The 17,725-nt window shown below is 55.1% G+C and carries 21 protein-coding genes and 2 pseudogenes; 9 read left to right on the top strand and 14 right to left on the bottom strand.

Features of this window, described 5'->3' with window-relative positions; translation table 11 throughout:
• Positions 1 to 226: 226 nt before the first annotated feature.
• Entirely contained in the window at positions 227 to 832 is a 606-nt protein-coding gene (locus tag M1R55_RS10735; protein WP_371827103.1) for a Bax inhibitor-1/YccA family protein, read from the top strand.
• Here the strand turns inward: M1R55_RS10735 and M1R55_RS10730 are convergent.
• Entirely contained in the window at positions 789 to 2,600 is a 1,812-nt protein-coding gene (locus M1R55_RS10730) for a recombinase family protein (protein ID WP_249391759.1), read from the bottom strand. The genes M1R55_RS10735 and M1R55_RS10730 overlap by 44 nt on opposite strands.
• Between M1R55_RS10730 and M1R55_RS10725 the strand changes: the two are divergent.
• Positions 2,589 to 3,594 (top strand): annotated as a pseudogene (locus M1R55_RS10725) (IS630 family transposase). The gene M1R55_RS10730 and the pseudogene M1R55_RS10725 sit on opposite strands and share 12 nt — an antisense overlap.
• A 363-nt stretch (positions 3,595 to 3,957) precedes the next feature.
• On the top strand, positions 3,958 to 4,422 hold the full coding sequence (locus tag M1R55_RS10720) for a hypothetical protein (RefSeq protein WP_249391758.1): 465 nt from the start codon (positions 3,958 to 3,960) through the stop codon (positions 4,420 to 4,422).
• A 93-nt stretch (positions 4,423 to 4,515) separates the two neighbouring features.
• Here the strand turns inward: M1R55_RS10720 and M1R55_RS10715 are convergent, their stop codons facing one another.
• The 7 genes from M1R55_RS10715 to M1R55_RS10695 form a co-directional block, all read right to left on the bottom strand.
• A complete protein-coding gene (locus tag M1R55_RS10715) occupies positions 4,516 to 4,761 on the bottom strand; it encodes a hypothetical protein (RefSeq protein ID WP_249391757.1) in 246 nt (81 codons plus the stop codon).
• A 629-nt stretch (positions 4,762 to 5,390) separates the two neighbouring features.
• Positions 5,391 to 5,882 (bottom strand): hypothetical protein, encoded by a 492-nt coding sequence (locus tag M1R55_RS10710; protein ID WP_249391756.1) that lies wholly within the window; start codon positions 5,880 to 5,882, stop codon positions 5,391 to 5,393.
• Positions 5,883 to 5,988: 106 nt separating this feature from the next.
• A complete protein-coding gene (locus tag M1R55_RS32100) occupies positions 5,989 to 6,078 on the bottom strand; it encodes a hypothetical protein (RefSeq protein WP_371827186.1) in 90 nt (29 codons plus the stop codon).
• 75 nt (positions 6,079 to 6,153) lie between these two features.
• A complete protein-coding gene (locus M1R55_RS10705) occupies positions 6,154 to 6,819 on the bottom strand; it encodes a helix-turn-helix domain-containing protein (protein WP_249391755.1) in 666 nt (221 codons plus the stop codon).
• Between the two features lie 225 nt (positions 6,820 to 7,044).
• Positions 7,045 to 7,185: a ribbon-helix-helix protein, CopG family gene (locus tag M1R55_RS32095; protein ID WP_371827102.1), complete on the bottom strand. Its 141-nt coding sequence runs from the start codon at positions 7,183 to 7,185 to the stop codon at positions 7,045 to 7,047.
• Positions 7,186 to 7,244: 59 nt separating this feature from the next.
• On the bottom strand, positions 7,245 to 7,631 hold the full coding sequence (locus tag M1R55_RS10700) for a transposase family protein (protein WP_249391754.1): 387 nt from the start codon (positions 7,629 to 7,631) through the stop codon (positions 7,245 to 7,247).
• An 8-nt stretch (positions 7,632 to 7,639) separates the two neighbouring features.
• A complete protein-coding gene (locus M1R55_RS10695; protein ID WP_249391753.1) occupies positions 7,640 to 8,050 on the bottom strand; it encodes a transposase family protein in 411 nt (136 codons plus the stop codon).
• 468 nt (positions 8,051 to 8,518) lie between these two features.
• Here M1R55_RS10695 and M1R55_RS10690 point away from each other — a divergent pair.
• Together M1R55_RS10690 and M1R55_RS10685 are read left to right on the top strand one after the other, a co-directional pair.
• Positions 8,519 to 9,528, top strand: a protein-coding gene (locus M1R55_RS10690) for an IS630 family transposase (protein WP_249391752.1) whose coding sequence is annotated in 2 segments (ribosomal slippage) — positions 8,519 to 9,005 and positions 9,005 to 9,528 — 1,011 coding nt in all. Because the reading frame shifts where the segments join, the coding sequence is not laid out codon by codon here.
• 154 nt (positions 9,529 to 9,682) lie between these two features.
• Entirely contained in the window at positions 9,683 to 10,453 is a 771-nt protein-coding gene (locus M1R55_RS10685; RefSeq protein WP_249391751.1) for a hypothetical protein, read from the top strand.
• A gap of 186 nt (positions 10,454 to 10,639) precedes the next feature.
• Here M1R55_RS10685 and M1R55_RS10680 read toward each other — a convergent pair whose 3' ends face one another.
• Positions 10,640 to 11,800 (bottom strand): hypothetical protein, encoded by a 1,161-nt coding sequence (locus tag M1R55_RS10680; RefSeq protein ID WP_249391750.1) that lies wholly within the window; start codon positions 11,798 to 11,800, stop codon positions 10,640 to 10,642.
• A 31-nt stretch (positions 11,801 to 11,831) separates the two neighbouring features.
• Positions 11,832 to 12,626: a metallophosphoesterase gene (locus M1R55_RS10675; RefSeq protein ID WP_249391749.1), complete on the bottom strand. Its 795-nt coding sequence runs from the start codon at positions 12,624 to 12,626 to the stop codon at positions 11,832 to 11,834.
• 53 nt (positions 12,627 to 12,679) lie between these two features.
• Here M1R55_RS10675 and dcd point away from each other — a divergent pair, with 53 nt between their 5' ends.
• Together dcd and M1R55_RS10665 are read left to right on the top strand one after the other, a co-directional pair.
• Positions 12,680 to 13,240 (top strand): dCTP deaminase, encoded by a 561-nt coding sequence (gene dcd, locus M1R55_RS10670; protein ID WP_249391748.1) that lies wholly within the window; start codon positions 12,680 to 12,682, stop codon positions 13,238 to 13,240.
• A gap of 4 nt (positions 13,241 to 13,244) precedes the next feature.
• Positions 13,245 to 13,631, top strand: coding sequence for a DoxX family protein (locus M1R55_RS10665; protein ID WP_249391747.1), 387 nt, complete (start codon positions 13,245 to 13,247; stop codon positions 13,629 to 13,631).
• A 40-nt stretch (positions 13,632 to 13,671) separates the two neighbouring features.
• On the opposite strand, the gene glp is transcribed toward M1R55_RS10665, so the two are convergent.
• The gene (glp, locus tag M1R55_RS10660; RefSeq protein ID WP_249391746.1) at positions 13,672 to 14,871 is read right to left on the bottom strand and encodes a gephyrin-like molybdotransferase Glp; all 1,200 of its coding nucleotides are present in this window, start codon (positions 14,869 to 14,871) and stop codon (positions 13,672 to 13,674) included.
• Between glp and M1R55_RS32090 the strand changes: the two are divergent.
• Positions 14,752 to 15,186 (top strand): annotated as a pseudogene (locus M1R55_RS32090) (peptidylprolyl isomerase); the annotation flags it as partial. The gene glp and the pseudogene M1R55_RS32090 sit on opposite strands and share 120 nt — an antisense overlap.
• 399 nt (positions 15,187 to 15,585) lie before the next feature.
• A complete protein-coding gene (locus M1R55_RS10650) occupies positions 15,586 to 16,065 on the top strand; it encodes a peptidylprolyl isomerase (protein WP_249394193.1) in 480 nt (159 codons plus the stop codon).
• 75 nt (positions 16,066 to 16,140) lie between these two features.
• Here M1R55_RS10650 and M1R55_RS10645 read toward each other — a convergent pair whose 3' ends face one another.
• From M1R55_RS10645 to M1R55_RS10635, 3 genes are read right to left on the bottom strand one after another with little or no spacing between them, the layout of a single operon-like run.
• Positions 16,141 to 16,605: a hypothetical protein gene (locus tag M1R55_RS10645; RefSeq protein WP_249391745.1), complete on the bottom strand. Its 465-nt coding sequence runs from the start codon at positions 16,603 to 16,605 to the stop codon at positions 16,141 to 16,143.
• A 9-nt stretch (positions 16,606 to 16,614) separates the two neighbouring features.
• The gene (locus M1R55_RS10640; protein ID WP_249391744.1) at positions 16,615 to 17,157 is read right to left on the bottom strand and encodes a hypothetical protein; all 543 of its coding nucleotides are present in this window, start codon (positions 17,155 to 17,157) and stop codon (positions 16,615 to 16,617) included.
• Positions 17,158 to 17,167: 10 nt separating this feature from the next.
• Complete coding sequence (locus M1R55_RS10635) at positions 17,168 to 17,683, bottom strand: HDIG domain-containing metalloprotein (RefSeq protein ID WP_249391743.1); 516 nt, start codon at positions 17,681 to 17,683, stop codon at positions 17,168 to 17,170.
• Between the last annotated feature and the right edge of the window lie 42 nt (positions 17,684 to 17,725).

Below are 17,725 nucleotides of genomic sequence, written 5' to 3'. Positions count from 1 at the left end.
CACCAGCCTCAGACAACGAAGGTTGAGGGACTCAGAGCGTCTGGCCCAAATCTTCCAGCCCAGAACGCAAGGACAAACTGCCCGGTCAGACTCAAGGCCGCTTCACGCATTTTGGGAACTTTTCTGGAATAAAGGTCGTATCTTAAGGCGTATGCAATCCTATCCAACCACCAATGTACAAACGGAAAATGTTGTCCGAACCTTTATGGCCAGGACGTACTCGTGGATGACTGCCGGACTTGCCCTGACCGCCGGAGTCGCCTATTTCACGGCCCAGAATGAAACGCTGGCCATGCAGGTCATGGGCCTGCGCCTGCCGCTGATGCTGGCACAATTGGCCCTGGTCTTCGTGCTGGCGGGCTTAGTGCAGCGCATGAGCAGTGCCCTTGCTGGCGTGCTGTTCATGGTGTACGCCGTCCTGACCGGCCTGACCTTCAGCGCCCTGCTGTTCGCCTATAGCCCCGCCGCCGTCATCAATGCCTTTGCCACCACCGCCGGAACCTTCGCAGTCATGAGCATCATCGGCTTCACCATCAAACGTGACCTCAGCGCGATGGGCCGCTTTTTCATGTTCGCCATCATCGGCCTGTTCATCGCCATGATCATCAACATCTTCTTCATTAGCAGCACCCTGAGCCTGATCATCAGCGTTGTGGGTGTGTTGCTGTTCGCGGGCCTCACCGCCTACGACACGCAAATGCTGCGCAAGATGGCCCTCAGCGGCGTTACGGGCGAAATGGCCGAGCGGGCTGCCATCAACGGGGCGCTCTCGCTGTACCTCAACTTCATCAATATGTTCCTGTTTTTGTTGAGACTGTCCAGCAGCCGCTAACACCAGTAGGGGCTAGAAGCTTCTCAATCGGTTCAAAGTCCACCATTACCCGGATAGATGCTGTCCGGGTATTTTGCTGTCTATCGGAGAAGTCAGCCATGAACCGTAGCCCTAGCTTGTGCATGGTGCGGTTTACCCCATCGTAGTTATCCGCTTCCAGGTCTTCAGATAGCTTGGCTAAAGTGGCCTTGATCCCCTCTGCTTGCTTGCTGATAAATGCCGCATGTAGCTGCACTGCCTCTGCCTGCTTGAGTTCCTGTATCAAGCTTCCCTCTGGCTTAAATCTATCGCCATACGCTTTTAGCTTCTCAGGCGATAAGTCAGACAGGCTGAGGTTAGTCACCACAGGCTGAGTCACATGCTTGTTGAGTTCATCCAGCGAAATATCTAGAGACTCAAACACCCTAAATTTCGTGGCTAGGTCAGCTTCACCAGCTTTAACGTCAAGGTCTATCTGTGCCAACTCACGCTGTATCTCTTTCAGGGCTTCGGAGTAAGCACCTACCAGCACAGCAAATTCATCATTACCAGCAAGCTTGATGGTTGCATCGACTAGCTTAGACTGCTTCACCTTGAGTTCATCACGCCTAGCTACACCCTTAGATACAGCAGCCTGTATCCGCCTAAGCTGTGCGATCTGCTTTGACACCTCATATTCAAACTGTGTCTCTATGTTCTCTATGTCTACGTTGACGAGGAACTGCTTCAGCGCCCTGATAAAGTGGTTTAAGGCTATCTGAGACAGACAAGCAGTCCCTTTGTCTACCACTTTGCCTAAGAAGTTGACCTCATTCCTCTGCTTCCTGAGTGATGCGCAGGTAAGGCCATACGTGCCTTTCCTCTCCCGCTTCCAGCCCGCGCTACCGCTGGCATGACTCCCACAGCAAGCACAGGTAATCAGCCTGTAGAACGGCTGTATCTCTAGGTCTGACCCTCTCACCTTCTTGGGAGTCACAGCAAGCAGTTCCTTCACTGTGTCTGCTACTACCCCTGTGATGATTGCTGGGCTAGTGGTGTATCGAGTCACACCCTGATAGACCTCCTCTCTTGGTCTACCCGCGTACATGTCCACTCTTAGCAGCATGTCCTTAAGCTGTATAGCAGTGAATACGCCATTACGCTTGGTCTTAATACCCTCTTTGTTTACCAACTGCACAGTTTGCATGATAGATCTAGTTTCTATGTATTTATCGAGTATTAGCCGTACTTTAGCCGCTTCATACTCGTTTATATCTAGGTAGTTAAACTTGAGTTTTTGGTTACCGTGTTCTACACGCTTACTTCTGATGTTGTAACCATACGGCGGGGCGAAGATAAAGCTTCCTAGTTCTAGAAAAGCGTACATCTTGCCTTCTTGCATCCGATCTACGATGGTGCTTCTTTCCCACTCTGCTACTGCTACATCGAACAGTGTGTCTTTTTTGATCTCGTTAAAGCTTTTGTAGGTCTTACCTTTAGTGATGATGGTAATTCTTCCACCACGCAAATACACGTCCCTAAAGAAGCTTTGGATGACCATAGCCTCTCTACCTGTCCGATCCACGCTATAGCAGATAACGTCCGTGACTCTCCCTGAGTCCACTAGGCTAAGTACCCTCTGGATACCAGCACGTGCCTCATAGCTTTTACCCGTTTGGGTGTCGTGGATATGGTCTATGCGTGTCCACTCGTGTTCTATACCCCACTTCTCACAGGCCTCAATCTGCCGTGACTGGCTATTGATCTCGGCTGAAGTAAAAGACGATAGATTGTGTGGGTGACCGACCATTGGCGACCCTCGCACCTTACGCGAGCTCAACTTGAAGAACGTCGACTGCACTTCCTCCAGCTGCTCGAGACCCAGCAGCATAGTTCCAAAGAGCTGGCTGAGTTCCTAGGGGTCTCGATGAGTACCCTCCGCACTTGGAGACAACGCCTGCGGCAGCAGGGGTCAGACGCCCTGCAGGCCACCGTCACTACGGGGAGAGCGCCGGCGCTCTCCCCAGAGCAACGGGAGACGCTGAAGCGCCTCCTCAACGAAGGGGCGCAGGTTCACGGCTTCCCGGACGTGAGTTGGACGACGCTCCGGGTCAGGGACGTCATCGGTCGTCAGTTCAACATCTGGCATCATCGCGATCACGTCCGCAGAATCTTGCACCAGCTAGGTTTTTCTCGTCAGAAACCCGATAAACGCGCTCTGGAACAGAACCCAGAAGCCGTGGCGACTTGGATCCAAACCACGGTTCCGGAACTGAAAAAGTAGCTGCGGGCGCGACTTTAGTCTTTCTCGACGAAGTGGGGTTCAGTTTGAAAGGCACCGTGAAGCAGACGTGGGCTCTGCGTGGGCAGACTCCGGTGGTCTTCGCCAAAGCCAGTTGGGACAAGGTGTCCACCTAGGGGCGATCACCAGTGCCGGCCAGTTTCTGCAGCACACGCAGCAGGGGGCCTTCACAGGCCCCCAGGTAATTCGCTTCTTTCAACACCTCTTGACGCACATTCCAGGCGATCTCCTGGTGGTGTTGGACAATGCCAGCATCCATAAAACGAAGGCCGTCACGGCCTTCGTTGCTGCTGAAACACGGCTGTCCTTGTCGTATCTGCCGCCATACGCTCCGGAACTGAATCCTATTGAACTCGTCTGGGCCTACGTGAAGCGCAATATTTTAGGCAATTTCTGCGCGCAAACCTTGAAGGTGTTGAAGGCACGACTCCGGGTCGGTTGGCAGCGCGTTCGATATATCCGGCTGCCAAAACAGCTGCTTCATAGCTACCTTCCGTCGTAAACTTCAGCCGAGATCAATAGTGTTCTCATCCTGTGCGCCTGTGCTAACGCGGGTGTAGATCAAATATGTCCTCACATCTTCCATGTTACACAGCATAGGGTATTTCTCTTTTAGTAGAGAAAGGCAGAAGGCGTACCGGATAGTGTATCTCTCTGGCAAATTGCTACTAGAGGTAGAACGGAGAAGTCTGCTAAAAGAAGTCCTATTGATTTTCTGCGTGGTACAGCAGCTTGACGGCTTCATGACTAGCCTCTAGGCTGTCCTCGTCACCATAGACACACCAGCAGCAGACAGGGCTACAGGGTGATCTACGCTGCCACTTCTTGTGGGAGTAAGGACATATCGCCTCGCTAGACTGAGAGGGTGAAGAAGCCCCTGCTACTTGCTGCCTTCCTGATGGGAAGTGCTTCCGCCGTGAACCTATCTGATGTAAGTGCCAAGGATGTTTGCTTTAAGCAAAGCATCTCAGCAATCAAGATTTATCCCATTGGAGGTGAGGAGTATGCAACTCCTCAACAGCCTCTTAAGGTAGTAAATACGCTATTGGAAATGGGATTTGTACCTGGTGAGAAGGAAGACTGTGAATATCATCTGAATAACTACGTCACATATGACTACTCAGATTTCGGAAATGACTATCGCTTAGAATCGTTTGTATTCCTTGAGGGTAATCCAACCAAAGAGAATCCTTACAACTATGCCACAAGCTATATGGCTACCAAAGGAGGTAAATACAAAGATAAACGTAGCTTTGACGATGAGATTAGCAAAATAGCTGAGTCTGGATATCAGCAATTTATAAAAGACTGGAAAGCCAGCCACAAGTAAAGAGGTCTTTTTCAAGCATGGGTTTTCCGCCCCTGCTTTTGCTATGGCATCTATGGCTTGTACCAGCCTATGTACCGTTGATAATACGACTTATCATCGCTGACCGTACTGTTTGTAGAGGTCATTGAGGTAGCTAAGCGTCTCAGCAACTCGTTCCAGTAGATACAGACTGTCTTCATTTACCTCTCCCTGTCCTATGAGTTCATAAGCTTCACGGGCATGGATAGCGAGTAGACCGAGTTTGTCTCCCTGAATAGCAAGGCTAGGATAGCCCCGTAGATCAGACTCAAAGATGATGGCCGTAGAGTCCTGATAAACCACTTCAATCTCAGCCTTCATAACCTCACTCTAGTGGGTTGATGCCACGCAAAGGCACGTTGCCCGCTTGTCGTCTCCAGTAGAGCAAGGTGTGTCTGAATAGCCGGGAAGTTGCCTCTGTAAGCCAAAATAAGGGCTTGAAAATCCCCAATGGTAGAGAATGCCTGACACGCACTCCTTGCCCGTGTGGTGGCTGCTATGCGCTTCTAGGGCTATGTTTTAGACTAAATTAAAGCAAATTATACGTAAAAAACAGAATAACGCGCGGGTACTTCCTACCCCCTATGGAAAAACACTGTCCAGAAAAACAACCCCCGGGGGGTATAGCAAAACAGACCCGCCTCGACAGGTTGTTTTCACTGTCATAGACGGGTTGTATTGGTTGTACTCGTTCCACCGCTGCGGGCCTGCTGGGGCCGGGGGCGCGGCGTATGGCCCTACGGGCCGGTAAGGAATTTTTCTTGTTTGTGCTGTTGTCGTTATCGGCTTACCCCTACCCCAAAAGTGCCGCTTTTTTGGCGGTTTGTCAAGAGGCAAGCCTACATTTCAGTAAATATCGGCAGAATTCAGGAGAAATCCTCTATTTTTGCCGATATTTGCGCGTGCGTGTGGGTTTATACCGCTGTTAAGGCGCATCTCCCTTTCACGTCCTATAAGTCCTCCCTCTCAAGCATAGCCACATGCGTTAAATCGACGACCGAAAACGTGTCTCTCCATGTGTACTTATCTATTAGGTAAAGCTTAGTTTCACTACTGTTAGAAGTATTCTTGACGCTGATATAGCTTCTTGGATTTGAATCTAGCCACTCCATTAATTCACCAGATTTAGCTACGTAAAATGCCTGATCTTCGATGCAGTACACCACAAAATAGAAACCTTCTGTTGACACTATTCCTGATGCTTTGCCTCTGGATTCGTATTCTATAGGTACATCATTTGATACACGTGTGCAGGTCTTTACTTCAGCAGATGTTCTAATACCATTCTTATCTATAAATCTAAAATCATGTTTGGGTTGATAGCCACTTGAACGTTCCAGCACTTCTCTCTTTTTATAGGCAAGATAGTCATTGAATCTATTCTCCACTTTCATACCGATTACGTATGTTTCACAAAAGTTGTCTTCTTTGTACTTAGTCATGTTAAATCTCCTATTAATCCTATCTAGTATGTTTATCTAATTAGACCTCCCACCCCTACGGGATAGTCAATGAGGCCTCCACTAAAGCATATATCTTATATAACACTTATCCATCAATACTGCTTCTAATCATCTCTCGTATGACTTGACTCACTGCTACACCTCTTATAGCTGCTTCCTTCTTAACAGCCTCCATAGTCTCGTCATCAAGATATATGTTTACTCTTCCTTTCTTCATACTCACCTCCTTATAGTTGAGTTGTATCAAATCTTAGTTAGCAAACCTCAGAATTAGGCTTTGTTGTCTCTGCTGTAGCGCTTGCATTGTCTGATCATAGTAATCATAAGCTAATCTCTCGTATGAACTTAACCACTTATCTTTGTCGATAGACGTAATTGTTGTATAGTTAGCCGTCACAGCTAAATCATAAATCTCTCCAGCAAGCATCATCAAAGCATCCATATCTTTTACAGCTTCATTCGCACACTCAGCAGACTCACCATCACCACCAGCAGGTGCTACTGCTACCGCCTCAGCTAACTCCACAGGTGTTGTGTCCACTGAGTTACCCAATAGAGCAGGGTGAGTTAGTACAGGTGTTGATACAGCCGCCGATGGGTTATGACTCTTTACACCCAGACTTACCACTTTGTACGTGTTAGCCGTACTCTTCAGGTTGTTACCTTGACTCGACATGCTAACTACACCCAACTTCACAAGTTCATCAATACCTTTCTTTACACTGCTGTCGCTGCCTAACCCAGCGCATTCCCGCAGTTTAGAGTAACTAGGCCATGCCGTACTCTTACCACTGTTACTGAACCTCACCAGCGCTATATAGATCTTTGTTGTTGATCCACTCATAGCCGCTAGAGTTCCACCATCTACCACATTGTTATCTATCATAAAGAATCCATCATTCTTACCTTTAGTCATTACCTTATCTCCTATACTTTGTCAATCTGCCTAAATATGCTTTACTTACCTAATCCTTAAATCACGTACTTTTCTAAACTTAAGCCTCTACACTTTCTGTAGTCTATATATTATTTTTTATAATATTTATTTATTATATTTCTTTATAGTCTACAGTTTCTGTAGAGGTTATCTACACTTTCTGTAGAGGTCTACTACAATAATTGTAGAGGCTATCCTAGACCCTCACTGTTTACCTCCCCTAATGTGCTGCCTCACTGCTTCCCTGATAACCATGCTGTATGCCTTATCGTTAGCAGCCGCGTATGCCTTGAGTTCTTCTAGTAGTTTGCTGTCCAATCTTATGTTTACTCTCTGCTCTTTCATGTCTTCTCCTTTGGATGTACTTTGTACATCTCATACTTCTATTAGACCTCTTGCGAAAGTCAGGCGGGACGTGCGCGGGTGAGGTTACAGAGCGCAGCGATCAGCTGAACCCGGAGTGCAAACCGACGTCGCCGATGTCGGTACACGCCCTTCAACACGCGGAAGATTTTCATGCGACGGATGACATGCTCGATCCCCTGCCGGGTCTGCGCCAGCACACGATTATCCTGGCGCTGTTCGGCTGACAGAGGCGACGCTCGCGTCGCCTTATGGGTGGTGATGGCATGCCCGTGGCTCCGCCAGAGTCCCTGGTATCCAGCGTCCCCGATCAGCGCCGTCTCGTTGGGCAGCCGCACGCCAGACTGACGGAACAGCTTCAGATCATGAACGGCCCCAGCACTCGTGGCGGTGCCCAGGATGCGCTGTGTCACCGTGCACATCAGCACCTGAAACTTCAGGGTATGGCGCTTCTTCTTCCCGCTGTACCAACCGCCCTGCTTTTTTTGGGCCGTTCACACGGGACCTCAGAAGCATCAATCGCGACAATGCTATAGACGAGCTGCGCTTCCTGAAATACGCGTTTCTTGGGCATCTGGAAGTGCGCACTGGCGATCAATGCCGCTTCCACGCGTTGCACCGTGCGGTGCACGGTGGTTTCATGCACACCCCAATCGTCACCCAGGTGTGCAAAGGTTCGATACTCACGCCAGAATTCTAGGGTCATCAGCAGCTGTTCAGCCACGCTCAGCGCGGCTGGGCGGCCAGATTTCTTCTTCCGTCCTTCGCGGAGGGTCAGCACCTCTTCCATCTCGGCAAACGTTTCCGGGGAAACCCCGGTGCGTCGACGAAACTGCTTGCGGTTCATCTTCAGCGTGCGTGTCAGACGGTCTCGCTCCACGCTACCAGCTTAGCCCACGACTTTCGCAAGAGGTCTATTATACGGCGCACCTAGGGTTTTTACTTTCCAAAAGTAGCGATGCACTACAACTAGTGCAGTGCATTTAAAGTACGGAAGGAGATTTTCGTAAGACCAGATCCTAGCCGACCTTTAATTGGTTTAGCCTATTTATAGTACGGGAGGAGATTTGCCTTAGGGTACGATCCTGGCCCGGTCTTTAATTAATTCCAGTCAAGTAACCAGGTGGAGTATTTAAAGTACGGCTAGGAGATTTCTAAAAGTAGTGATCCTACCCGTACCTTAATTGGTGTATCGATACGTGAAAGGGAGAAAGCCCGTCAGCCGCTGTAGCATCGGTTTTACGAGAGGGTACTGTCTATGGTTCATGCCGCTGCTATTGATCTCGGCTGAAGTAAAAGACGATAGATTGTGTGGGTGACCGACCATTGGCGACCCTCGCACCTTACGCGAGCTCAACTTGAAGAACGTCGACTGCACTTCCTCCAGCTGCTCGAGACCCAGCAGCATAGTTCCAAAGAGCTGGCTGAGTTCCTAGGGGTCTCGATGAGTACCCTCCGCACTTGGAGACAACGCCTGCGGCAGCAGGGGTCAGACGCCCTGCAGGCCACCGTCACTACGGGGAGAGCGCCGGCGCTCTCCCCAGAGCAACGGGAGACGCTGAAGCGCCTCCTCAACGAAGGGGCGCAGGTTCACGGCTTCCCGGACGTGAGTTGGACGACGCTCCGGGTCAGGGACGTCATCGGTCGTCAGTTCAACATCTGGCATCATCGCGATCACGTCCGCAGAATCTTGCACCAGCTAGGTTTTTCTCGTCAGAAACCCGATAAACGCGCTCTGGAACAGAACCCAGAAGCCGTGGCGACTTGGATCCAAACCACGGTTCCGGAACTGAAAAAAAAGTAGCTGCGGGCGCGACTTTAGTCTTTCTCGACGAAGTGGGGTTCAGTTTGAAAGGCACCGTGAAGCAGACGTGGGCTCTGCGTGGGCAGACTCCGGTGGTCTTCGCCAAAGCCAGTTGGGACAAGGTGTCCACCCTAGGGGCGATCACCAGTGCCGGCCAGTTTCTGCAGCACACGCAGCAGGGGGCCTTCACAGGCCCCCAGGTAATTCGCTTCTTTCAACACCTCTTGACGCACATTCCAGGCGATCTCCTGGTGGTGTTGGACAATGCCAGCATCCATAAAACGAAGGCCGTCACGGCCTTCGTTGCTGCTGAAACACGGCTGTCCTTGTCGTATCTGCCGCCATACGCTCCGGAACTGAATCCTATTGAACTCGTCTGGGCCTACGTGAAGCGCAATATTTTAGGCAATTTCTGCGCGCAAACCTTGAAGGTGTTGAAGGCACGACTCCGGGTCGGTTGGCAGCGCGTTCGATATATCCGGCTGCCAAAACAGCTGCTTCATAGCTACCTTCCGTCGTAAACTTCAGCCGAGATCAATAGTGCCTCTATGACCTTCCTATGCGCTTCCACACCATCTACTCTCACACTGCTCTATTGAGATGGACTATGACCAGCGTAGCGGGCATAGGACATGTGCAGCAGGAAGCACGGGCTAGGCCGGGTAGAGTGGGGGTGTGTCCTTCCAAGCACTCTTAGAAGCCCTATTACCCTATGCAACAGCTACAGCTGCAATTATTGGCGTTCTTCTAACAATCATATACAACGGCATACTCAAGACTAGGGAATTTAATAGGCAGGAAGAGACTTTAAACAGACAGAGGATACAAGCTTCTGGAGACAAAAGTATGGAGTCTCTCGCCTCGTTAAATAAAACCTACGTTAACTTCCTCAAGAAGAACGAGAGTAGTCTAAACGATATTATATCGATTCTTGAAGCTGCACACGCTAATAAGGTTATGCCAGCTGAACAAATTCACAAAATACTATTAATAGCATCCGAATACGACGAAAAGACATATAGCTGGATCAACTCCGAAGAATTTAGAGGATTGAACACAGCCCTAGAAAGTACGATTATCCTTGAAATGAATCACAGCATTGTTTGGTTCAATGATGAACCCTTTATAAAGTACAAAAATGATCTACTTGTCTCCAGTAAAGAGACTCATAACAAGCTGTATAGTTTGTATTTTAAGATACATATATTCTTTCAGAAACAAAGTATAGAAAACGCCATTACTTTTCCTGATTTGATAGAGAGTATAATGGATATCTCGAATAGCCTTCAGAAAGAGGCAAAAGAGTGTTTGTTAGCTACTAAGGATGAAATCAGCAAGCTTGAGACCGGAACATCTCAGTTGATAGCGCACATCAAAGCAGAATATGACGCTGTAGGCAAATCAAAAAAGAAGAAGCCTCGACTACCGTGGGGCAGAAGAGGCTAAAGCAGGTAGGGTAGCTTTTATGCTGTCATAGACGCTAAGAACCAGCTAGCAGCTATATCTCTACCATCTAAGGAAGATGAATATGTTCCTGTTTATCCTGCGACTGTCTAGCAACCGCTAAACGCAGCCCCGCACTCAAACGCCCCGGCCAATGCTGGGGCGTTTTTCTTTGGTCAGAAAGAGCGCTTAGCGGTAGAACTCGCGGTAGTACGCCCCCTGGGCGTTGGCATCGGCTTTCAGGCTGGCAAACGGCACCACGACAGTTTCGGCACACGCCCCCACCACATGCGGCAGGCCCGTCGGCGTCAGGTTCAGGCCCGCACGGGTCAGGTGGGCGGTAAATTCGCTCCCCATCTCACGCAGCACATCGCGGCATTCAGCGTCTACCTCGGCGGGCAAACGGTTCAGATACAGCGCCTTTTGGCGGGCGGCGGTCAACCTGGGCCAGATGGCCGGCAGGGGCACGGCACGCCCAGTCGCGCGGTCTAGCATCACGCCGACACTGAAATTGTCGGGATGTGCGCCGCCGCAGTAATACCCGGCATCCTCGCGCAGGCTGATCAATTTAACCGACGTGTAGGTGATGGCCGCGTTCAGTTCGTAACCCTCGGCCATGTCGCTGCTGCCCAACCTGTAGGCACAGTCCAGCGCGTTGGCGGCGTGTTCCAGCTCGCGGTCTTGCAGGGCGGCGTTCAGGCCAGCACTGGCCCCCGGCATACGCGGATAAACCACGCCCGACAACGGCTCGCGCACGCTTTTGCCCCCCGCCTGCGTTGTCCACGCCCGGTTCAGTTTCAGGAAGGCCAGCGGGTCAGCCGTCTTCAGCTTCAGCAGGCCGGGGGAAGGCGGCAACTTCAGGGCCACGCCCACGACATTCAGCGGGGCAAGGCGCACCGGCAGCGTGCCTAGCCCGGTGGGTTTGGCCCAGGTGCCCGTGAATCCTGCGGCGTTGTTGTCCAGGGTCAGGCGATTCAGCGTCAGGCAACCTGTGACCACGCGGCCTGCCATTGGGCCATCCCAGACCTCTTCCTGCAAGATCAGGCTCTCTCCGCTGCGAAACGGGGTCAGTTCTATATTGATGCCCTTGCGTTCGTAGTAATACCGCGCTGCACCACCATCCAGCCCCTCACCCAGTTGCAGCACCACAGACAACGTGCCCACCGTGCCCCGGTAGATGGCTCCTGCCTTGGCGGGTACCGCCGCCCACGCCGGAGCGCCCGCTGTGCCTCCGCAGGCCCGCAATTCTGGAGTCTGGGCCGCCGCGCCGGAAACCAGGCCCGTACAGAGCAGGAAGGCCAGAGACTGGCAGGCTTTGACCGGGTTCCGATGGAGTGAGAACGGTTTCATTCACCCCAGCGTACCGCCTGTATTTCGCCCGTCAACGCCCCTCCCCCACTCCGCGCCCATCAAAGGTGGCGTTGCGGAGCATGCCGCCCACAAAGGCTCCGAACGGAGAATGGGTTTCGGCCCAGCGCACGGCGGCCTCTACGTCATAGGGCACGGCGCAAAAATTCACCGACCACGCGCCTGCACGCCGCTCCAGCAGTGTCCAGCGGGCGCGGGGATCGCCATCTACCTGATCGCTGACGGCTCCAGCATTGACCAATAGTATGTTGCCCACACGGGTTGCGCCGGGGCGGTGGGTGTGGCCGCAAACCACCACGCCCGTGCCCCGCCCCCCCAAATACAGTGGTTCGAGCTGCCTCAGCACCCGGCGCGGGTCACGGGAGCGGTAAAAGCCCCTGCCACTTTGACCATGCGGGCCTGCCCCTTCAGGCTGCCATTCCCAGAGCAGGCTGTGCCACGCGCTATCGGGGGTGCCGTGACAGGCCAGCAGTTCGCCGTCCAGCGCAGAAACCGTGAGAGGCAGGGCAGCCAGGCGTGCCAGAGCGGGGGCGTCCACCTGCCCGCTCAGCCACTCGCCAAAGGAGCGCGACAGGGCCGAGCGGCGACCCTCCGGCCAGAGCTTTTCCTCGTTGTTGCCGCGCACTTCCAGCGCCCCGGCGGAAGCGAGTTCAGCCTGTACTTCTGCGGCCTGCGCCGGGTCGGCCACCCCCTCCACCTGATCGCCCAGATTGAGGATCAGGTCAGGAGAAGCCTGCCGAAGCTCTGCCAGCACGGCGTCCAGCGCAAACGCATTGCCATGCACATCCGAAATCACTGCCACACGCACCCGCACAGCCTAGCCCGCCCGCACCCTACCCGTCACCCGCTACCATGCAGCCTATGAGCATTCTTCCCGACTGGCGCATCCGGCAACTGGCCCTGGAGGGCATGATCACGCCCTTTGAAGACCGACTGGTCCGCACTTCAGACAACGCGCAGGTCATCAGCTACGGCCTCAGCAGCTTTGGCTATGACCTGCGCTGCGCCGACGAATGGAAGGTATTTACCAATGTCCACGGTGCACTGGTCGATCCCAAAAACTTTGATGACCGCTCGTTTGTGGATATTCAATCAGAAACAATTATCATTCCACCCAACAGTTTCGTATTGGCAAGGTCATTGGAATACATGAAAATTCCGGATAATGTCATGGTCGTAGCGGTGGGTAAGTCAACTTATGCGCGTTGTGGCATAGTCGCCAACGTGACCCCTTTAGAGCCCGGCTGGGAAGGTCATGTGACGCTGGAATTTAGCAATACCACGCCGCTTCCCGCCAAGATGTACGCCAACGAAGGTTGTGTGCAGCTTCTTTTCTTTGAAGGCGAGCGCCCCGAAGTCACGTATGGAGACCGTAAAGGCAAGTATCAGGGCCAAACAGGTGTGACCCTGCCGCGCCTTTAATCGAATGAAGCTTCCGCCTAAGCTCACGCCTGATCTGCTGTTCCTGGCTGCCCTGTTTACTTTTGCGGGCGTGATGCATTTCGTTCGGCCGCAACCGTTCGACACAATCGTGCCGAGTTGGGTGCCGATGCCTGCACGCACAGCCACACTGCTCAGTGGAGCCGCGGAAATCGCGGGCGGGTTGGGGTTGCTGCATCCGGCCACGCGCCCCGCCGCACGCCTGGGTCTGCTGGCGCTGCTGCTGACCGTATTTCCCGCCAATCTGAATATGGCCGTGAACGCCGAACGCTATCGCCCGCTGCCGGAATGGGCGCTGTGGCTGAGGCTGCCGCTGCAACCCCTGTTGATGTGGCTGGTGTGGCGGGCAGGAAAGGGCAGAAAAGTCGGCTAGCACGTTCTACAGCCCACACATCGCTTCCCAAGCAGTGCACTTACAGCAACACCACGTCCACATCCTCCCCCACCGCCACGCCGCCGCCTTCCGGCACCACCACCAGCGCCCCGGCTTCACTGAGAGACCGTAGAACACCGCTGCCCTGTTGGCCGTAGTCATGCACCCCGCCGCCCACGATATTGGCCCGCCAGAAGGCCATTTTGTCGGGGATGCCGCGAAAGGGTGTGGCCGCCCGCAGGCGGAGTGTCTGCACGGGCTGTCCGGTCAGGGCGGGACGCACGATGACATGAAAGACCACGAGGCTGCTGACTGGATTTCCCGGCAGGCCGAAGACTGGAAGGCCGTTCCAGCCGCCGAGGAGCGCGGGGCCACCGGGCCGCATCCGTACCTTCCAGAACGAGACGCGGCCCTGACCGATCAGCAGGTCACGCATAAAGTCATATTTGCCCATGCTGACGCCGCCGCTGGTGAGCAGCAGATCTGCGCCGCCGATGCTGTCTATGGCCGCCTGAAGCGCTGCCGGGCTGTCAGGCGCGTGGCCGAGGGGCAGCACTTCGCAGCCGGAGTCGTGCAGCATGGCACTCAGACCAATGCGGTTGCTGTCGTACACCTGACCGGGCAGCAGCGGCAGGCCGGGTTCGATCACTTCGTCTCCGGTCGAAAGGAGCGCCACACGCAGTTTGCGGCGCACTGGGATGCGGGCGTGGCCGAGCGCGGCAGCCAACGCCACACGCGGCGCGGTCAGGAGCAGTCCAGCAGGCATGACCTGTTCTCCGGCGCGAAAGTCGCCGCCTTCCGGGCGCACATCGGCGGGGCTGGCGGGACGCTGCACCATTACAAATTCGGGGCCGTCGTCTAGCAACTGTTCTACGGGCGCAATCGCGTCGGCTCCGGCGGGCATGGGCGCACCCGTGTAAATGCGGATGCACTCGCCAGGGCCAACCGTTCCGGCAAAGGGCACTCCGGCGCGGCTTTCCCCGGTCACTTGCAGGCGCGTGGGCGTGGACTGGGAGGCCGTCAGCGTATCGGTGGCGCGGCAGGCGATTCCGTCCAGCGCACTCTCGGTGGCGCTGGGATGGCTGACCAACGCGGTCAAAGGCTCGGCCAGCGTGCGCCCATGCGCCTGCCCCACACCCACCCACTCGGTTTCGGGCGGCGGCAGCAGGGCGGCCAGCATCCGGCGGGCTTCGTCCACACTGACGAACATAGGAAACTCAGGCGGGCGGGCGGCAGTCATGCGGGCAGGATACGGCAGAGCGGATTTATGCTGGCTGAATTCTTGAAGGAGTTGAGATGCAATTTCTCACGGTTCGGCCATACGCCGCCCAGTCAGGCACCCCAGAGGGTACACTTTTGGGCAATGCCCGCAGCAAGTCAGCGGGGGAACGGAGAGCGCATGAAGATTACTCAGGACAAAGTGGTGGAAGTGGAGTACAAGCTCAGGGTGAACGGCGAAACTATGGACGCCAGTGAACCCGGCGACCCGCTGACCTACCTACACGGACACAACGGCATCATTCCCGGCCTAGAGCGTGTGCTGGAAGGCAAAGGCGTGGGCGACAGCCTACAGGTGACGGTGCAGCCCGAAGACGGCTACGGCCTACGCGACGAAGACAATATAGACGTGCTGGGCCGGGAAGACTTTGACGACGATATCGAAGTCGGAGCGACCTACTACGCGCAGGACGAGGACGGCCAAGTGGTGCCGTTTACGGTGCTGGAGATAGACGGCGACACCGTGCGGGTGGACTTCAATGTGCCTCTGGCCGGAGAAGTGCTGGACTTTGACGTAACGGTGCTGACGGTGCGCGGCGCCACGCCCGAAGAACTGGAACACGGTCATGCCCACACCGCCGGAATGCACGACCACGACGACGAACGAGACATTTTGACTATTGACGCCTCGGAGTTGGGCGAGCCGGAACCAGCGGCCACAGGAGACCTCATGACCATGAAGATTGCCCAGGACAAAGTGGTGGAACTGGATTACCAACTCACCGTAGACGGCGAAATCGTTGATCGGAGCGAGCCGGGCGAGCCGCTGACTTACCTGCACGGCCACAGCAACATCATTCCCGGCCTGGAGCAGGCCATAGAAGGCCGCTCGGCAGGCGAAACGCTGCAAGTGACGGTGCAGCCCGAAGACGGCTACGGCCCCCGCGACGAAGACAACGTGGATGAATTAGACCGCGCCGATTTCGAGGACGACATTGAAGTGGGATCCACCTACTACGCGCAGGCTGAGGACGGAAGCGTGCTGCCCTTCACGGTCATGAGCATGGATGGCGACACCGTGAAAGTGGACTTTAATCCGCCGCTGGCAGGCCAGGTGCTGAACTTTGACGTGACGGTGATGAGCGTGCGCGACGCTACCTCCGAAGAACTGGAACACGGCCATGCCCACAGCGCGGGGATGCACGAGCACGATTAAAGTCTGAGCGCAGTACACCGAGAAACAGTTCTGGGGGCGACCTCAGGGCTGTTTTTTTCGTGGGCATCAGGCTGATCAATTCACCAGCGCCGCCAACCATTCGTGCCCCGGCGACGTGAGTTGTAAGGCACCTTCCAGCCATGCGCGGGCTTCGGTCTTCAGCGTGGGCAGGGTGCGGGCAAAATCGCGCTGGTCTTTGCCTCTGGGATCACGGCCTGCAGTGCGGCTCTTAAACAGAAGCACGGCTTCTGGGGCCAGATGGGGCAGGCCCTGTGCGCCGATCAGGCGGGCCTGCCCCATTGGCAAGGTCACGCGGGGGTCGCGGCGGTAAATCCACGTTTCATCATCAGAGTCGGTGAGCAGCACATCCAGCAGTTGGACGTGGGGCAACCCTGAATGGCGTGCGTGGGCCTGGTGGTCGGGGGCCTCTATCGGAGCTGTCCAAGCGTGATACGTCCCAGCCCGGCAGGCGTCCAGCCGCCATCCTGCAGACGCCAACGCTTCCCGCACTTCGCCTTGCCTGTGCCGGGGCAAAGTCACGTCTATGTCTTAATGTGGGCGCGTGACCGTGCCATGCCACGCATCCAGCGCCCAGCCACCTGCCAGCATCCAGGGCAAGTTCAGCGGGGCCAGCGTCTGGGCAGCAAACAGCGCTGGAGCAAACCCCACCGTTTGAGCATGGTAGGCATAAGCATCGGGCAGCAACACAGCATCTGCATGGGTGCGGCCAGACTGCAGAAAAGCGGCGCGGTAACGCTGAGCCGCGTCGGGCACAGTCAGGAGCAGATCACGGAGCGCCGCCTGGTCGGTGGCCCAGGCCGTGCCTTCCTCCGCAACAACGACTCGCCAACCGCCGGGATGCAGGAACGTGCCGCCGGGTTGCTGCGTGTAGCCCAGTCCAATAAGCGCCGCCTCGGCGGGCGTACCGGGCCACAGATCCAGATGCAGTTCGGGCCTGTCCAGATCGGTGAGCGCAGGCACACTGCCAGGGCCACCCAGCGAAAGGGCGAAAATGCCGGTGGTTCGGCCCCGTTCTAGGACAGAACCCAGGGCGTCGGTCAGGCGTTGGGTGGCAAGCGTTAAAGAATCCATGGTCTCTCCCCTATTCCAGATCGTCGTAGTGGTGCAGCAGCGCGGCATCCGGATCGCCTACCGGGTGATGATGGCGGGCCACCAGTCGGGCCACACGCGGCCTTGCTCCGGCGCGGGCCAGCAATTGTGCGCCCAATTCCGGGTGATTGGCCCGGATGCCGATGGCCCCCACAGGCGGCAGCAGCCGTGCCAGGCGGTTGGGAATCAGGCCCACCAGCACGCGCTCTATCACGTAATACGGGCGCAGGCTTTTGCCGCAGTCGTGCAGCAGGGCGGCGGCCACTACTTCTGGCTCGGCTTGGGGATAATCGCGCAGCAGGTGGCGGGCCACACGGCAGGCATGTTCGCGGTCACGGGCGTCCATCCCGCCGTACACGCGGGCTTCTTCGGGCGTCAGATATTCGGCGGCCCAATTGTCTTCGGGCTGGGCCGTGCGAATGCTCAGGCTCCGGCTCAGGCGAAGCGCCTTGCCCGCGTAGCCGCGCACCTTGCGAATCAGCCGCTGGAGGGGCGAGAGGTGCAGCATGGAGACAGAATAAGCGTAAACGCAGGTTTGTAACAAAAGTCT

The organism is Deinococcus sp. QL22, from assembly GCF_023370075.1.
Classification (GTDB): Bacteria; Deinococcota; Deinococci; order Deinococcales; family Deinococcaceae; genus Deinococcus.
This window is presented reverse-complemented; position numbering and strand designations above follow the sequence as displayed.

What these genes read in the sequence shown, in the direction of transcription:
- M1R55_RS10710 (WP_249391756.1), bottom strand. Translation starts at nt 5,882, where the DNA reads ATGACTAAGTACAAAGAAGACAACTTTTGTGAAACATACGTAATCGGT.
- M1R55_RS10705 (WP_249391755.1), bottom strand. Translation starts at nt 6,819, where the DNA reads ATGACTAAAGGTAAGAATGATGGATTCTTTATGATAGATAACAATGTG.
- M1R55_RS10650 (WP_249394193.1), top strand. Translation starts at nt 15,586, where the DNA reads ATGAAGATTGCCCAGGACAAAGTGGTGGAACTGGATTACCAACTCACC.
- M1R55_RS32100 (WP_371827186.1), bottom strand. Translation starts at nt 6,078, where the DNA reads ATGGAGGCTGTTAAGAAGGAAGCAGCTATAAGAGGTGTAGCAGTGAGT.
- M1R55_RS10715 (WP_249391757.1), bottom strand. Translation starts at nt 4,761, where the DNA reads ATGAAGGCTGAGATTGAAGTGGTTTATCAGGACTCTACGGCCATCATC.
- M1R55_RS10640 (WP_249391744.1), bottom strand. Translation starts at nt 17,157, where the DNA reads ATGGATTCTTTAACGCTTGCCACCCAACGCCTGACCGACGCCCTGGGT.
- M1R55_RS10730 (WP_249391759.1), bottom strand. Translation starts at nt 2,600, where the DNA reads ATGGTCGGTCACCCACACAATCTATCGTCTTTTACTTCAGCCGAGATC.
- M1R55_RS32095 (WP_371827102.1), bottom strand. Translation starts at nt 7,185, where the DNA reads ATGAAAGAGCAGAGAGTAAACATAAGATTGGACAGCAAACTACTAGAA.
- M1R55_RS10635 (WP_249391743.1), bottom strand. Translation starts at nt 17,683, where the DNA reads ATGCTGCACCTCTCGCCCCTCCAGCGGCTGATTCGCAAGGTGCGCGGC.
- M1R55_RS10680 (WP_249391750.1), bottom strand. Translation starts at nt 11,800, where the DNA reads ATGAAACCGTTCTCACTCCATCGGAACCCGGTCAAAGCCTGCCAGTCT.
- glp (WP_249391746.1), bottom strand. Translation starts at nt 14,871, where the DNA reads ATGACTGCCGCCCGCCCGCCTGAGTTTCCTATGTTCGTCAGTGTGGAC.
- dcd (WP_249391748.1), top strand. Translation starts at nt 12,680, where the DNA reads ATGAGCATTCTTCCCGACTGGCGCATCCGGCAACTGGCCCTGGAGGGC.
- M1R55_RS10665 (WP_249391747.1), top strand. Translation starts at nt 13,245, where the DNA reads ATGAAGCTTCCGCCTAAGCTCACGCCTGATCTGCTGTTCCTGGCTGCC.
- M1R55_RS10695 (WP_249391753.1), bottom strand. Translation starts at nt 8,050, where the DNA reads ATGAACCGCAAGCAGTTTCGTCGACGCACCGGGGTTTCCCCGGAAACG.
- M1R55_RS10735 (WP_371827103.1), top strand. Translation starts at nt 227, where the DNA reads ATGACTGCCGGACTTGCCCTGACCGCCGGAGTCGCCTATTTCACGGCC.